This is a genomic window from Botrimarina sp. (assembly GCF_040219535.1).
GTDB lineage: Bacteria > Planctomycetota > Planctomycetia > Pirellulales > Lacipirellulaceae > Botrimarina.
This window is the reverse complement of the sequence record NZ_JAVJSH010000006.1, coordinates 157,900-172,912: the sequence shown is the minus strand read 5'-3', so window position 1 is coordinate 172,912 and position 15,013 is coordinate 157,900. Positions and strand designations below refer to the sequence as shown.

Genomic DNA, 15,013 nt, shown 5'->3' with positions numbered 1-15,013 from the left:
GCATCGAGGTAGCGACCCGCGTTGCGAGATCGTACTCCGCCCGCCCCGCAGGGCGTAGGGGACGTCCGCGCTCGCCTACCACCCCTCACCCTCTGGCCCCACGAGGGGCAGCGGGGCGACGCCTCCTCCGACTTCATGCCGGCTTCATCCCGCCGTACTGCCGGCGCCAACGCGCGTTCGTCGACTCTCCACCTCCATCGCTTGCAGCACGGCCGACGGGTCCTTCTCGGCGCTGGGCATCGCGTGCGCGTCGCGGAGCTTCTTCACGATCTGCTCCGGGCGGTGCCGCTCTCGATCGTAGATCCGTCGACGGGCTTTAGCCCCATATTCGTCAGCCGCCGACGGCGCGAACAACCTCCTGGGCTACGCCCACGGACAATCGGCCGACGACGCGTGTCACTCGATCACTGAGCCTTCCGCGGCCGACGGTCCGTGCCACCCGCGAGACTGAAAAACGCAGGGAATTCCGCCCACGAAACAACCCGATGGACCAAGATGCGACGATAAGTGGCTTGTTCGCGCCATCAGCGAAAGCGTAGAGTGCGGCTTGGTCCGCAGGGTAGGCTCCCGTGAAAGCGCCGCCCTTGCCCGTTTAATCTCGATTGAGAGTTCATGCGACTCGCTGATTTTATCACGGCCAATCGAGAGCCGATTCTCCTCGAATGGGAAGCGTTTGCTCGGGAGATTGACTCTAGCCACGAGATGGACGTGCTTGCCCTGCGCGACCACGCAGAAGAAATCTTGCTCGCGACGATTCAGGATATGCGGTCCGCGCAGAGTGCGTCCGAGCGTACGGCCAGGTCTCGGGGGCACTTCGGTGGGAACGACGGAGCGGCTCTGGAGGGGGCCTCCGAGCAACACGCCATCGATCGGCTCGGCTCCGGCTTCAACCTGCTAGAGGTGGTCTCGGAGTATCGGGCGTTGCGCGCGAGCGTGCTCCAGCAGTGGCACGATCATGGGTTCCCGTCGCATGATAGCGATGTCGACGACGTGACTCGCTTCAACGAGTCCATCGACCAATCTCTTGAAACGGCGGTTCGCAGTTACACGAAGCGGGTCGACCAGTCGCGCGACCTTTTCCTGGCGATCCTCAGCCACGACCTCCGGAATCCGCTGAACTCTATCTCTATGTCGGCCTCGTTGCTCCCGCACTTGGGCCCCCTCGCGAATGAAGCCATCGAGGTCGCTTCTCAGATAACAACCGACGCCGGCGTGATGGCGAGGATGATCAGCGATCTTCTCGACTACACACGCACGCGGCTCGGAGCGGGGATGCCCGTTTCACCGGCCCCGATGGACCTGAGAGCGCTCTGCCATGAGTTGCACCGAGAGTTCGTAACCGCCCACCCTGATCGGCAAATCCGACTCCGGGCAGATAGCGAAGTCCGCGGCAGCTGGGATCGGGATCGCCTGCGTCAGGCGATTTCCAACCTCATGGGAAATGCCATCCAGCACAGCCCCGACAGCGCCCCCGTTGACCTGACACTCCGTGGCGAGAACGCTAACGCCATCGTGACGGTCCACAATGGTGGACCGCCCATCCTCCCAGGGGAGCTGGCGAGGATCTTCGATCCTCTCGTGCGGGGTTCTAGCGCCGACCACCCCAGGGCCAACCGCACAGGCAGCATCGGGTTGGGCCTCTACATCGCCCGAGCCGTTATCGAATCGCACGGCGGCGCCATCACGGTGGTGTCCTCCCAGCAAGCCGGAACGACATTCACCCTGTCTCTGCCATGCGCATCGGCGGAGATATCGTCGCGAGTCAACGCGACGGCAAAGAACCTTCCTAGCGGCCGGTTGCAGTAATCAAACCGTGCGGTTGGTCCGTTGCTTGTGAGCGAAGCGGAATCGGCTGCGCCTCATCGGGGCGACCCAGCTGCGGATGGGGGGGCGGGTCGCGGAGCCGTTTCTCAAAGCCGGTGTGGCGCCGACTCAGCCAGTTCAGCCAAACAGGCTGTTAAGTAACGCCGGGTGATCCTGTGAGAGGAGGCCGCGGCGGGGTGGCACGCTAATTCGGGCGCCGCTGTTGGCTCGCCAGCAGCGCGAAGCGGGCGCCAGTCCACCACCCAACTCCGCGTGACTCAACCCGAGTAGTCTCGTCGTCCCGGCCAGCCATCGACCGGTAGCGGCCGCAGCAAGCCGGGTTCCTCGGGCTCTGCGGCGGAGTGTTGCAGCGGCGCCTTGCTGCCCCGCTTGGTCCGCGGGCACGCCTTCACCGCGTCGGCGGGTCAGCCACGGCAATAGATTAGCGCGGCCAATTCGCGTCGGCCACGCCGCGGGTCGGCGACAATTGGCGGATTTCGCGTTCGCCGGCTTGGCAGCGTATCGGCCGGGTTACGCGACACGACTGGCGACTGCGGAGCCGCGTTTCGTTACTTTCGGGGGCTCCAAGAGCGAGGTGTAACGGATCAGAAGTCGTTAATTGGCAGGCGCTTAGGATGAGAATTGGGGTTTTAAGCGTGGCGCGCGCTTCGACAGGCGTGTCGCGTTTCGTTTCGAAACCGCGGCGACGCGCAACAAAAAAGCCGGGCCCTACGAGCGAGCGGCTCGCGGGGCCCGGCCAGCTTGGATTAAGGCGACTCGACCTCCGACGGCGGCGCGAATAGCGCGGGCGCCCCGGGATTGAACGTCGCCTAGTGAGTGGGAGGCTTCGGGCTTCGGGCTTCGGGCTGTTGGCGCCATTCCTTTCCTGAAGCCCGGCGCCTGACGCCTGAAGCCCGGCCGTCAGGCCGACTTCTTCTCTGGTTCTCCGAACAGCTTTTCGCGGCCGGCGACGATCGCTTCGGTGACCGTGTAGTGCTCGCCGCGGGGTTGGTCGGGCAGGTCGAACATGATGTCGAGCATGACGTTTTCGATGATCGACCGCAGGCCGCGGGCGCCGGTCTCGCGCTCGTGGGCGCGTTGGGCGATCGCGGTTAGTGCGCCGGGCGTGAAGTGCAGCTCGGCGTCCTCCATGGCGAACAAGCGTTGGTACTGCTTGGTAAGGGCGTTGTTCGGCTCGGTGAGCACGCGGACAAGAGCCGATTCGTCGAGAGGACGCAAACTGCTGACAACCGGCAGGCGGCCGACCAGCTCGGGGATCATGCCGAACTCGATGAGGTCGTCGGCGTTGACCTGCGAGATCGCCTCGGCGAACGAGACCTCGTCGTTCTGCTCGAGGTCTTGGCTGAAGCCGATCGACCGCTTGCCCAGCCGCTTGCGGACCACGTCCTCCACGCCGGCGAACGTGCCGCCGCAGATGAAGAGGATGTTGGTGGTGTCGATCTGGATGTACTGCTGCTCGGGGTGCTTGCGGCCGCCTTGGGGGGGGACGTTGGCCGTGGTCCCTTCGAGCATCTTGAGGAGGGCCTGCTGCACGCCCTCGCCGGACACGTCGCGGGTGATCGACACGTTCTGGCTGGTTTTGCCGATCTTGTCGATCTCGTCGATGTAGAGGATGCCGCGTTGGGCGGCCTCGACGTCGAAGTCCGCGGCGTGGAGCAGCTTGAGCAGGAGGTTCTCGACGTCCTCGCCGACGTAGCCGGCCTCGGTCAGCGTGGTGGCGTCGCCGATGGCGAACGGCACGTTGAGGCTGCGGGCGAGGGTCTTGGCGAGGAGCGTCTTGCCGCAGCCGGTGGGGCCGACCAGGAGGATGTTGGACTTGTCGATCTCGACGTCGGACTCGTCCTCGGCGGCCACCAGGCGCTTGTAGTGGCTGTGCACGGCGACGGCCAGCACGCGCTTGGCGGAGTCTTGGCCGATGACGTAGTTGTCCAGCTCGGCGACGATCTCCCGCGGCGAGGGGATCTTGGTGAACAGCGCCTTGCTGGCGCCGCGGCGTTTGCGTTCTTGGTCGAGGATGCTCTGGCAGAGCTCGATACACTCGCCGCAGATGTAGACGTCGCCGGGGCCTTCGACGAGGGGCCCGACGTCGCGGTAGCTCTTGCGACAGAACGAACAGAATGCGTTCTTCTTCGACGCGCCGGTGCGACGCGTGCTCGTGATATCCTTACCCGAAGGCATGACAACTCCTTACCCGTCTTGCGTGACAGTGCCGCGGCGGTGTGCCGGGCGCCGTGGTTCGTGGTGCCGCTCGATGCTCGCTCGCCGAGGGGGAGGGGTCGCAACCAGCTTCGGGGGGAGGCGGCGTGCGTCCCGACGCCACGCCTCGGTCGATGAACCGGCGGTCCGCCGGGTCGTGACCGACCCAGCCCCGAACGCTCTTGACTCTCTGCGACAGCTCCTTCTCGGTTTGCTCACCTCACGCCAGGCGGGGCTTCCTTGTCCACGCTCTTCAGTTCGAGCAGTGCAAACGTCCGTGTGTACGAGACGCCGACGAGAATCGTTCATCGGTCCTCCCGCGTGCTATCGCCACCAGCAGGGGGCGCCGCGTCACAACCCCCCCGCGCGGCGCCGCCCGCCGCTCCGGACGGCTCTCGCTGTTCAGACTGAGCCGCCCTTCCCTCGCCGGGCGACGGGGCCCCCGCGGCCCGCTTCTGCTGCCGCTCCGCCACGAAGTGCGTCGCCTCGCGCAGCGTCTGCCGAGCGTCGGCCGACAGCTCCTGGGCCGCGGCGGCGCTGTTTTCTGCCTGCAGAAGCGGCGCCAGTTTGGCCTTGATGTGCTGGAACTCGCCCGTGCTCAGCCCGCCCCGCTCGTGCAGGTCGCGGAACTGGCTCATCAGCTCGCTCGCCCGATCGCCGGCGCCCTGGCCGTACGCGTCGCGCCAGCTCGGGGCCAGGCGCTTCGTCCAGTAGAACAACAACGCGCCGAGCAGCGTCGTCACGCCGAACAACGCGATCGCCTCGGCGGCGGCCGGTATGGTGAATGCGGCGAACAAGCCGTCCTCTCCCGTATCCTGCTGACTGACCCGCTAGCTTATCCCAATCGGAAGGGTTCCCGCACGCCCGTTCCGCGACTTTTTCTCTACCCCGCGGACTTCCACCCGAAGCCGCACGGTCCACCCTAAGCCCCACCGCAGCTTACCCCAACCGCGCGGACGACCGCCCGCGTGGAGGGTGGCGTTCCCCCCGGCCGATACCTGCCGATGGGCCGGCCGCGCCGCCCGCGCGTCGGCCATCGAGCGAGCGAGGCATTATTCGCGATCAACAAGCCGGTGGGACGGATCGAGTGACGACGCTGCCGGCCATCGACCGACCTACCCGCCGCGGCCTTGGGCTGCTGGCCGCGCTGGTGGGCGTGGCTTCGGCGGCGGCCGGGGCGCCGGTCCTGCCGCCGCCGGTGGTTTCGCCGCGGCTCGACTTCACGATCCCCTACCGCTGGACAGGCCCGACCACCGGCACGCAAGAAGTGGTCCTCTTCTACTCGGCCGACGAGGGCCGCTCTTGGCGCCGGGCCGGGTCGGCCGCCCCGCACGTGCGGGCCTTCGCGTTCAGGGCGCCGGCCGACGGGGAGTACTGGTTCGCGATCCGCAGCTACGACGGCGCCGGCCGCGCGACCCCCCCTGCCCCGCTCGGGCCCGAGATGCGTGTCGTCGCCGACACCGAGTCGCCCCGCGTCGAGCGGTTCGACGCCACGCTGGTTGGCGGCCGCCTGCGAGTCGACCTAGCCGCCACCGACGCGCGGAGCTTCGGCGAATCGCCGGCGACGATCTACGCGCGAGCCGACGGCCAACCCGCGTGGGCGCCGCTGGAGGTTCGCTCGGCGGCCACCGGCGGCGGCACGGCGCTGGAGGTCACCGCCGAGTGGACGCCGCCGGCCGGGACCAGCCGGGTCGAGGTCCGCGCGGCGGTCGCCGACGCGGCCGGCAACCGGGCCGAGCAGACCGCCACCGCGGGCCCGAGCACAAGCGGCCCGGCGCCGCAGAGCGTCGCCACCGGCTCGCCGCTCGACAGGGCGTGGTCGGCCTTGGCAGGCGCGGCGCCAGGCGGGCCGCCGCCACAACCCGCCGCAGCCAGCAGCGACCCGTTCGTCGTGGCCGAACGCAACCGCCCCGCCGCGCTCCCCGCCGCGCCGCCCGGCGGCGCCGCCGCCCCGGACGCTCTCCGCCGCGGCGAAGGCCGGTCGACGGCCTGGCCGGCCGAGGTCGCGAAGCTCACGCCGCTGGGGGGCGCCGATGGCCCGCCCGCCGGCCGCGGCGCGTCGGCCTTCCGCTCGGCCGGCTTCCGGGTCAGCGACCCCTTCGCCCGCTCCGACAGCGGGGCGCCCGCGCTGAGCGTTGGCGGCTTGGCCGACGCGCCGCCGGCTCGGCTGGTCAACAGCGCGGAATTCGAGTTCGAATACGAGCTCGAAGACTCCGGCCGCTGGGGAGTGGCGAACGTCGAGCTGTGGGGCACCGACGACGGCGGCCGCAGTTGGCGCCGCTTCGCGATCGACAGCGACCGCCAGAGCCCGATCCACGTGGTCACGCCGGGCGAGGGGACCTACGGGTTCCGCTTGGTCGTCGAGTCGGTCGGCGGCCTCGGGGCGGCGCCCCCGCAGCCGGGCGACGCCCCCGAGGCGGTCGTCCGGGTCGACCTGCACGCGCCGCGCGTGGCGATCCGCTCGGTCCAGCAAGGCGACGGTTACTTCGCCGACCAACTGTCGATCGATTGGACCGCCGACGACGAGCACCTGGCCGACCACCCCATCGCGTTGTCCTACAGCAACCGCCCGACCGGGCCTTGGATCCCGATCGCGACCGGCTTGGCCAACTCCGGGCGGCACGACTGGCGGCTGCAGCGACACCTGCCCAAGCGGCTGTACGTGAAGCTCGAAGCGGCCGACGCGGCCGGCAACACCGCTTCGGCCATCACGTCCGAGGCGATCGAGATCGACGTGCCGACCGCTTCGGGAAGCCTCAGGGGGGTCCGGTCACGATAGCTGGGCGGGCGAGGGGGATGACCGAAGGACGAAATCCGCGCCGCGCCGGGCCGGCCCCGTTAGAATGAGAGCCCGTCGAGCGGTCCGGACCGCGGCGACGCGGCCCCCTTGAGCCACCACTTTGACGAGCACCCCCTCATGATCCGGCCCCCCGTTGTGCGCCTCGGCTTGGCGCTCGGTCTTCTGGCGGCCCCGTCCGGCGCCGTGGCGGCCCACATCGATAGCTTCGCCGACGGCGCCCTCTCCGCGTCGGGCACGCCGTTGCTGGTCGCCCAAACCCAGACGGGCCTCGACGCCGCGGCGGTCATCGGCGGCGCCCGGTACGTGGAGGCCGAGCACCCGGGCGCGCTGGTCATCGACACCGCGTCGGGATCGCTGGCCTTCGATCATGCCGGACCGGGCGTCGGGATCCCGGTCGTGCAGTACGGCTCGTTCCGCGCGTCGCTCTCGCCGCTGGGGGCCGACCTGACCGACGGCGGCGCGTCGGACCGTTTGCTGATCCGCGTCAGGGAGAGCCTGCCCGACGGCCAGACGCCGCTGGGCGTCACGATCCAGCTCCAGTCGGGGGCCTCGCAGGGCGAGACTTTCGGCGCCGGGGGCGTGGCGGTCTTGCTGCCGGCTTCGGCCACTCCGTTCGTGATGTCGGTCCCGCTGGACGCGATCGACGGGCCCATCGACTTCACCGATGTCGACGGCCTGGCGTTCAACTACTTCCTGCAGCGCGGCGGGAGCCTGGTTATCGACGCGATCGAGTCGGGCTCGATCCCGCTTGGTGATCTCGACGCCAACGGCGCCGTCGAGCCGATCGACTACGTGCAGTACGAGCGCTTCTACGGCTCGGACACCTTCGTAGCGGCCGACGCCAACGGCGATGGCGTCGTCGACGCGGCCGACTACACGATTTGGCGCGACAACCTCGGGCCTCCCGCGGCGGCCGTCCCCGAAGCGGCGAGCCTCGCTATCGGGGTGATCGCGGCGGCCCCCTTGTCGATCGCGCGGCGACGGCCGTAACTGGGGGGGCTGCCTGCGACCCCCCGACCGGCGCCCCCCGACCGCGTGTGAAGGATGGCTACTCGCTCCGAGACGGGCCTCGCCTACCTGCTGTCGCCCACCGAGCCGCCCGGGGCGATGGTGGCGATCAGTGGCGACGACCAGTTCGTGCGCCGCGAGGTGCTCAAGGCCCTCCGGGGCGTGCTCTGCGCGGGGCCCGACGACCTCGACTGGCGTGTGTTCGACGGGGCGACCGCCGACTGGCGCGACGTCGCCGACGGGGTCGCTGCGCGGAGCCTTTTCGGCGGCGGCAGGCCGGTGGCCGTCGTCGAAGAAGCCGACCCGTTCGTGACCCGCTACCGCGATCAGCTCGAGGCGTTCGCCACTAGCAAGCCGGCCGGCGTGGTGGTGATCGACCTGAAGTCCCTGCCGGCCTCGACCCGGCTGGCCAAGGCCATCGGCGAGCACGGCCTGCTCGTCGCTTGCAAGTCGCCCGACCGCGGCGCCGAAGCGGCCCGCCACCGCCGCGACGCCGGCAAGTGGCTCACGAAGAGGGCCGCCGAAGCGCACCGCGTTCGAGTGACCGGCGAAGCGATCGACGCCCTGCTCGACCTGCTGCCGATGGACCTGGGCGTCGTCGACCAAGAGGTGGCGCGGCTCGCCCTGCTCGCCGGCGACGGCGCCGCGATCGACGCGAACCTGGTGCGCGACAACGTGGGCGGCTGGCGGGTCCGCACCGCGTGGGAGCTGGTCGACGCGGCCGCCGACGGACGCATCGCCGAGGCGATCGCGCAGCTCGACCGGTTGCTCCTTGCCGGCGAGCAGCCGATCGGCGTGCTCGCGCAGCTCGGGTCGACGCTCCGCAAGTTCGCCGCGGCCGCGGCCCACGTGGATGCGGCAGAGCGGGCCGGCGGCAAGCCCTCGCTGCCGGCGGCGTTGCGGGCGGCGGGCTTCGCCCCCTTCAAGCTGGCCGACGCGGAGCGCCAGCTCCGCCGGATCGGGCGCCGCCGCGCGTCGCAGCTGAGCGAGTGGGTGCTGCAAGCCGACCGCGCGATGAAGGGCCACAACAGCGCCCCGGCCCGGGCCCGTGTCGAGCTAGAACGGCTGCTGTTCCGCCTCGCCAACGAAACGCCCCGCCCCTAAGCCGGTCCTCTCGTCGGCCGCCCGCGTTTCCGTCGCTGCTCCTCCCACGACTGAGCTTGCCGCAGGCGGCGGCCCTCCCCTACGCTCGGCCGCCAATCGCCCGATGGGGGGAAGGACGCCTCCCGACATTGGCCAACGGACCACGGACGGCGCCGCGATGCGCAACGAGTTGACCCACCGATTGCTAGCGGTTGTCGTGATAGCCGCCGTGGGGTGCACCCCGTTCGGCCGCCGCAGCAGCGTGCTAGCCAAGGCGCACGCGATCGGGGAAACGACGCTCGGCCGGCACAAATCAGCGCCGTCCGGCGAGGGGATCGAAGCGGTCGTTAGTCCCCTCAGCGGCCCGGCGCCCGAGGTCACCGAGAAAGAAGCTATGGCGCAGATCGCGCCGGGCCTCGGGCAACTGGCCGAGGGAGACCCCGCTCTGCACGCGGAGGTCCTCGAGAAGCTGAGCATCGCGCCGCCCGCGTTGTGGTCGCTGACGGTCGAGCAAGCCATCGGCACGATGCGCTACCGCCAGCACATGGCCGCCCCGGACCGCCTGCTCGCCGAAACAACGCCGGTGGCTCTGCCCCCCAAGCCGGCGCAAGACCGCGAAGTCGTGCAAGCCAGCGCCGAGAGCCCCGCGTCCCTGCCGCCGACGGAGTCAGCGGCCAACGATTCGACGCGGGCGTACGTGGTCAACGGCGCCGGACAGCCCCACCCGGCCGTGATCAACAACGTGCACGCGGCGCAAGGCTCGGCGGCGTACCCGCTCACCAGCGAGCCCAGCTCAGCGGCGATCGCTTCGGCCACGGCGCCCCCTTCCGGCGCCGCCCGCCCCGCCCCGCCGGAGGAACCGACGGACTGGCGCGGGCGAGTGGCGTCGGCGATCGAGTCGCTCGAATCGACCGCGTCGCAGCGGCCGCGCAACACGGCCGAGGCGCACGACCAGGTCCGGCTGCGGCTGTTGCGGCTCGCGCTGGGCGAAACGGAACAAGCGGTCGAGCCGCCGGCGGGGCTGTCGGTCGCCGAGCAGCAGTTCTGGTCGAACGAGCTGTGGGCCCTGGCGACGTTGCTCGACGAGGCCAGCGGCGCCGACCCGATCGCCCGCGCCGACGCGGCGCTGCGGCACCAAAGCGAGGCCTCCGCGAAGCTGCGCGAGACAGGCAGCCTGCAGGTCCGCAACCTGGTGGCGGTCGAGAAGGTCTACGGCTTCGGCGCGTACGAGCCGGCGACCACGGCCGCCTACGCGGCCGGCGAGCGTGTGGTGCTCTACGCAGAGATCGACAACTACACAAGCAAAGCCGCTCCGGACGGCTACCGCACGTCGATCGCAAGCCGGTACCGGCTGCTCGACTCGGAAGGCCGAGAGGCGGCCGCCGGCGACTTCCCGGTCGACGTGGACGACCTCTGCCTGTCGCGCCGCCGCGACTTCTATATCCAGTACGCGGTTTCGCTTCCCAGTGACCTCGAGCCCGGCGAGTACCGCTTGGAGCTCACGGTGACCGACCGCTTGGGCGACAAGATCGGCGCCGACGAGTTGAACCTGACAGTGAAGCAGCGCTAGCCTGCAACAGCCCGCCCAATTCGTGCGGATTTCGCCCCCCGGCTCCGGAACCAGCGTGCGGCGGCCCACGTAACAACGAGACCATGCTCGCCATTGCCCGCAACCGCCGCCACCTGATCGCCCGCCTGTTGGTGGCGGCGCTCGTCGCGGTGCTGGTGACGCCCGCCGGCGCGTGGGAGACTTGCTGCTGCCAGCCAGCCAGCCAGCCGCCCGGCTCTTTGCAGTCGCAGGCGGCTGAACCGGCCGCATCGCAAGGCGGCGGCTGCCCGCATCGCAGCGAAGCGGCTGCCTGCAGCTCTTCCGGAGCCGCCGCCGCCGCCGAGTCCGACGCCTGCGGTCAGCCGCTGTCCAACGGGTGCGGATGCGAAGGCTGCCCAGTCGCCAGCCCGACCCCACCGCGGCAGGCCGCCCCGGTCGATCACCCGCAGCCCGTCGCAACCGCGGCGGCGCCGCCGGTGCTACTTACCGCCGAGGCGCCCTATTACAAGCATTCCCCGCCGCTGCCCGCGGCGTTTGCTCTGCGAGACTTTCAGGCGCTCTTCTGCCGGTGGGTCATTTGAATCGCGCAGGTCGACACCCCGTCTAGCGTGCTCTAAGCGCGCCATTGACGAGCGGTCGGCCAACCGAAGCTGTCTGCCAAAGCGTTTCGCGATTCATTACCTCTCTGGGCGCAGAACCGGTCGGCGAAAGACTCCGACCACGCCCGGAACCATTCCCACGATCTACCGGAGATTTCTCTCATGGCTCGTATCCTGATGCTGTTCGGCTTGGCGGCGATGCTCTCGTTTGGGGCTCGCGCGATCCCGACCGAGGCGGGGCCTGTCGACGACACGGCGGTTGCGGCTTGTTGCTGCGGCGATTCTTGCGAGTGCGAAGACTGCACCTGCGACGCCAACTGCCCGGGCGGCGATGAGTGCTGCTGCAAGTCTGGCGAATGCTGTGACGATGGCAAGTGCTGCGACGATGGCCAGTGCTGCGACGGCGACAAGTGCTGCGACGAAGGTTGCTGCGATGGCGACAAGGCCACGGCCGACGACGCCACCGCCAACGGGGCGAAGCCGTGCTGCGGCGGCGCTTCGTGCAAGGCCGACAAGTCGGCGGCGTGACCGTCTCACCGATAGCGGATTGAAGCAAACCGAACCCCTCGGTCCGACGCACGGGCCGAGGGGTTTTTCGTGCCGCCACGCCATGCTCTGCTGGACGGATGCAAAACCGGTTTACTCCTTGGCGCCTGGCCCGGCGCGGGCTTTGGGCGCGCCGCGCGGCCCACGCGACGGTGGCCGCTGGCGTCGTCGTGGCGACGGCCGTGTTGGTCGGGGCGTTGGTTGTCGGCGAGTCGGTCCGCGGCAGCCTGCGTGGCCTTGTCGAAGAGCGCCTAGGCAGGGTCCAGACGTCGCTCACCCCGGGGCGGTTCTTCGGCGCCGGGCTGGCGGACCTGCCCGACGCGATCGGAGCGGCCCCGCTGATCGTCGCGCCGGCCTCGATCGGCGCCCGCTCCGACGGCGAGAGCCGGCTCGCCAGCGGGGTCACCTTGATCGGCTGCGACGAGCGGTTCTTCTCGCTGGGTGAGTTCCCCATCGGGGGCGAGGCCCGCGGCGGCGCGGTGCTCACCGAGGCGGTCGCCACGGAGCTCGGCGTGAAGGAGGGAGACTCGATCGTGCTGCGCGCCGGGCTCGCGTCGGCGTTGCCGGCCGACAGCCCGCTCGGCGAGAAGCTCGACACGATCGGTTCGACTCGTGTGAAGGTAGCGGCCGTGGCGCCGCCGCGCGGCCTGGCGCGGTTCTCCCTCACGCCGACCCAAGCCCCGCCCCGCAATGTGTTCTTGCCGCTGGCGGCCGCTCAGCGTCTGGTGGGCGCCGAGGGAAAGGCGAACACCCTCCTCGCAGCGGCCGCTCCCGAGGAGGTGGCCGGCGCGCTGTCGCCGCGGCTCGTCGACTACGGCTTGCAGTTGGGCGAGGTCCGCCCCGGCGTGTGGCAGCTAGAGGCCGAACAACTCGTGCTGCCCGCCGCGGTCGTCGAAGCGGCCCGCAGCGCGTGGTCCGGCCACCCGATCGCCGAGGCCACCACCTACCTGGCGAACACGATCCGGCTGGGCGATCGCTCGATCCCCTACTCCACCGTGACCGGCGTCGATGGGGCCGCGTCGTTGGTCCCCGTCGCCGGCCTGGCCGACGGCGAGGTCGCCCTGTCGAGCTGGGCCGCCGAAGACCTCGGCGCCAAGGTTGGCGACCGGGTCACGCTCACTTACTACGAGCCCGAGAGCACGCACGGCGTGCTCAGCGAGGCGGCCCCCGTGACGCTCCGCGTCGCGCAGATCGCGCCGCTCGAGGGCCCCGACGGCGCGCCCACCGCGGTCAACGACCCGCGCTGGACGCCGGAGCTCGAGGGCGTCACCGACGCCGAGTCGATCAACAACTGGGACTTGCCCTTCGAGCTCGTCGAGCCGATCCGCGACGCCGACGAGGATTACTGGGACCAGTACGGGCCGACCCCGAAGGCGTTCGTTGCGTTGGACCTTGCCCAGCGCCTGTGGGGTTCGCGGTGGGGCCAGACGAGCCTGCTCCGCACCGCGGCGCCCGAGGCGAGTCGCGACGGGCTCGCCGAGGCGCTGCTGCGGGCGATCGACCCGGCCGATCTGGGCTTCGCCCCCGTAGCGATCCGCTCGGCGAGCTTGCGGGCCGCGTCGGGCAACACGCCGTTCGACGTGCTGTTCTTGCTCTTCAGCGTGTTCTTGATCGGGTCGTCGCTGCTGTTGATCGCGCTGCTGGTGTGGTTGGCGATCGACAACCGCCGGCGCGAGCTGGGGGTGTTGGGCGCGGTGGGGTTCGATCGCTCGGCGGTCCGCAGGGTGCTGCTCCGCGAGCTCGCGCCGGTCGCTGGCGTGGGGGCGATCGTCGGCGCGGGGATCGGCGTGCTGTACGCGGCCGCCATGCTGTACCTGCTGCGGACCGTGTGGGTCGCGGCGGTGGGCGCGCCGTTCTTGCGGCTGCACGTTGGCGCGGCGAGCCTGGCCGGCGGGGCGTTTGCTGCGTGGCTCGTCGCGCTGGGGGCCATCTGGTTGGCCGTGCGACGCGCTACCAAGGCGCCGCCGCGCGTGCTGCTCGCGGCCGGCGGCGACCAACGCCCGCCGCACGGCGGCCGCCACGCGGCTTGGTCCGGCGGGGCCGCGCTGGCGTGCTTGGCGCTGGCGGGAGTGGCCACGATGGCCGGCGGCCGGCAACAGGGCGAGGCGGCCGCCGGCGCGTTCTTCGGCGGCGGCGCGCTGGCGCTGGCCGGGCTCCTCTGTGGGATCTACTACCTGAACCAAAACGGATTCAAGCGAAGCGGCGCTGCGGGCCGTGAAGGGCTCACGCTCTCGCGCCTGGCGCGGCTCAACCTGCGGCGTCGGCCCGGGCGGTCGCTGTTGACGGTCGGTCTGATCGCGTCGGCCAGCTTCCTGCTGCTGGCCACCAGCGCGTTCCGCCTGCCGCCAACCGAGGAGGGCGTGGGGGGGTTCGACCTGATCGTGTCGACCGACCAGCCCATCTACTACGACCTGGCGACCGACGACGGGCGGTGGGAGCTGGGCTTCGGCGCGAAGCAGTCCGAGCTGCTGGCCGACGCGCGGGTGTACGCCATGCGTGTCGAGCCGGGGGAGGACGCCAGCTGCCGCAACCTGTTCCAGCCGCGTCAGCCGCGCGTGCTCGGCGTGACCGAGCGCTTCCGCGAAGAGGCCGCCGATTCGCCCACGCCCTTTGCGTGGGCCGAGAACGCCGCCGAAGACAGAGCGGCGCCGTGGTCGTGCCTCGACGCGGCGGTCGCCGACGCCGTGCCGGTGGTGCTCGACTTCAACACGGCCGTTTACTCGCTGAAGCTGTACGGCGGGGTCGGGTCGCGGTTCACGGTAAACGACGGGGCCGGCGCGGCGGTCACGCTGGAGGTCGTCGGGCTGCTGAAGAACAGCGTGCTGCAGGGCGACGTGCTGATGCGCGAGGCGGACTTCTTGCGGCTCTACCCGTCGGCTTCGGGCTTCCGCTTGTTCTTCGTCGACGCCCCCGGCGGAGCCGACCAGCTCGCGGCCGTGATCGAGGACGTGCTGGCCGACTACGGCGCCGACGCGGTCGACGCCCGCCGTCGGCTGGCCGAGTTACTCGCCGTGCAGAACACCTACTTGTCGACGTTTCAGGCGCTCGGCGGGCTGGGTCTGGTGCTCGGGGCGGTCGGGCTGGCGGTCGCCCAGTTCCGCAACCTGCTCGAGCGGCGCGGCGAGCTCGCGCTGATGCGCGCCGGCGGCTTCCCGCGGCGGCGGCTGCGGCGGCTGGTGCTGATGGAGAACCTCACGCTGCTGGGGCTCGGCTTGGCTTGCGGCGCGGCGGCAGCGGCGGCGACGCTCGCCCCGCTCTCGGCGGCCGAAGGCGCCCGCCCGCCTTGGCTGACGGTCGCGCTGCTGATCGGCTTCACGCTGGCCGTGGGCCTGGTGGCGGCGCGCCTGGCGGCCCGACGCGCGCTGGCCGCGCCGCTCACGGCGGCGCTGCGTGGCGAGTAGGCCCACG

General features: G+C 70.6%; 10 protein-coding genes and 1 pseudogene. 8 read left to right on the top strand and 3 right to left on the bottom strand.

From position 1 onward, the window contains the following. Nucleotides 1-142: 142 nt before the first annotated feature. Nucleotides 143-303 (bottom strand): annotated as a pseudogene (locus RIC11_RS02520) (IS3-like element ISBlma5 family transposase); the annotation flags it as partial. A gap of 309 nt (nt 304-612) precedes the next feature. Here RIC11_RS02520 and RIC11_RS02515 point away from each other — a divergent pair. Beyond that, complete coding sequence (locus tag RIC11_RS02515; protein ID WP_350208256.1) at nt 613-1,806, top strand: ATP-binding protein; 1,194 nt, start codon at nt 613-615, stop codon at nt 1,804-1,806. A gap of 918 nt (nt 1,807-2,724) precedes the next feature. On the opposite strand, the gene clpX is transcribed toward RIC11_RS02515, so the two are convergent. Both clpX and RIC11_RS02505 read right to left on the bottom strand, forming a co-directional pair. Further along, a complete protein-coding gene (gene clpX, locus RIC11_RS02510; RefSeq protein WP_350208255.1) occupies nt 2,725-4,002 on the bottom strand; it encodes an ATP-dependent Clp protease ATP-binding subunit ClpX in 1,278 nt (425 codons plus the stop codon). Between the two features lie 323 nt (nt 4,003-4,325). Then, nucleotides 4,326-4,817 (bottom strand): hypothetical protein, encoded by a 492-nt coding sequence (locus RIC11_RS02505; protein ID WP_350208254.1) that lies wholly within the window; start codon nt 4,815-4,817, stop codon nt 4,326-4,328. 290 nt (nt 4,818-5,107) lie between these two features. Here RIC11_RS02505 and RIC11_RS02500 point away from each other — a divergent pair, with 290 nt between their 5' ends. From RIC11_RS02500 to RIC11_RS02470, 7 genes are all read left to right on the top strand, one after another. Then, nucleotides 5,108-6,799, top strand: a complete 1,692-nt coding sequence (locus RIC11_RS02500) for a hypothetical protein (protein ID WP_350208253.1) — start codon at nt 5,108-5,110, stop codon at nt 6,797-6,799. 138 nt (nt 6,800-6,937) lie between these two features. Further along, nucleotides 6,938-7,810 (top strand): dockerin type I domain-containing protein, encoded by an 873-nt coding sequence (locus RIC11_RS02495; protein ID WP_350208252.1) that lies wholly within the window; start codon nt 6,938-6,940, stop codon nt 7,808-7,810. 54 nt (nt 7,811-7,864) lie between these two features. Beyond that, nucleotides 7,865-8,932 carry a DNA polymerase III subunit delta gene (gene holA / locus RIC11_RS02490; protein WP_350208251.1) on the top strand — a complete coding sequence of 356 codons (1,068 nt, stop codon included), beginning with the start codon at nt 7,865-7,867 and terminating at the stop codon, nt 8,930-8,932. Nucleotides 8,933-9,089: 157 nt separating this feature from the next. Continuing rightward, entirely contained in the window at nt 9,090-10,481 is a 1,392-nt protein-coding gene (locus RIC11_RS02485) for a hypothetical protein (RefSeq protein ID WP_350208250.1), read from the top strand. An 83-nt stretch (nt 10,482-10,564) separates the two neighbouring features. Continuing rightward, nucleotides 10,565-11,041, top strand: coding sequence for a hypothetical protein (locus tag RIC11_RS02480; RefSeq protein ID WP_350208249.1), 477 nt, complete (start codon nt 10,565-10,567; stop codon nt 11,039-11,041). Between the two features lie 180 nt (nt 11,042-11,221). Then, nucleotides 11,222-11,587 (top strand): hypothetical protein, encoded by a 366-nt coding sequence (locus RIC11_RS02475; RefSeq protein WP_350208248.1) that lies wholly within the window; start codon nt 11,222-11,224, stop codon nt 11,585-11,587. A gap of 170 nt (nt 11,588-11,757) precedes the next feature. Beyond that, nucleotides 11,758-15,006 carry an ABC transporter permease gene (locus RIC11_RS02470; protein WP_350208247.1) on the top strand — a complete coding sequence of 1,083 codons (3,249 nt, stop codon included), beginning with the start codon at nt 11,758-11,760 and terminating at the stop codon, nt 15,004-15,006. Nucleotides 15,007-15,013: the final 7 nt, after the last annotated feature.

Coding starts and splice junctions, on each gene's coding strand:
- RIC11_RS02480 (WP_350208249.1), top strand. CDS start 10,565: ATGCTCGCCATTGCCCGCAACCGCCGCCACCTGATCGCCCGCCTGTTG.
- clpX (WP_350208255.1), bottom strand. CDS start 4,002: ATGCCTTCGGGTAAGGATATCACGAGCACGCGTCGCACCGGCGCGTCG.
- RIC11_RS02475 (WP_350208248.1), top strand. CDS start 11,222: ATGGCTCGTATCCTGATGCTGTTCGGCTTGGCGGCGATGCTCTCGTTT.
- RIC11_RS02495 (WP_350208252.1), top strand. CDS start 6,938: ATGATCCGGCCCCCCGTTGTGCGCCTCGGCTTGGCGCTCGGTCTTCTG.
- holA (WP_350208251.1), top strand. CDS start 7,865: ATGGCTACTCGCTCCGAGACGGGCCTCGCCTACCTGCTGTCGCCCACC.
- RIC11_RS02515 (WP_350208256.1), top strand. CDS start 613: ATGCGACTCGCTGATTTTATCACGGCCAATCGAGAGCCGATTCTCCTC.
- RIC11_RS02485 (WP_350208250.1), top strand. CDS start 9,090: ATGCGCAACGAGTTGACCCACCGATTGCTAGCGGTTGTCGTGATAGCC.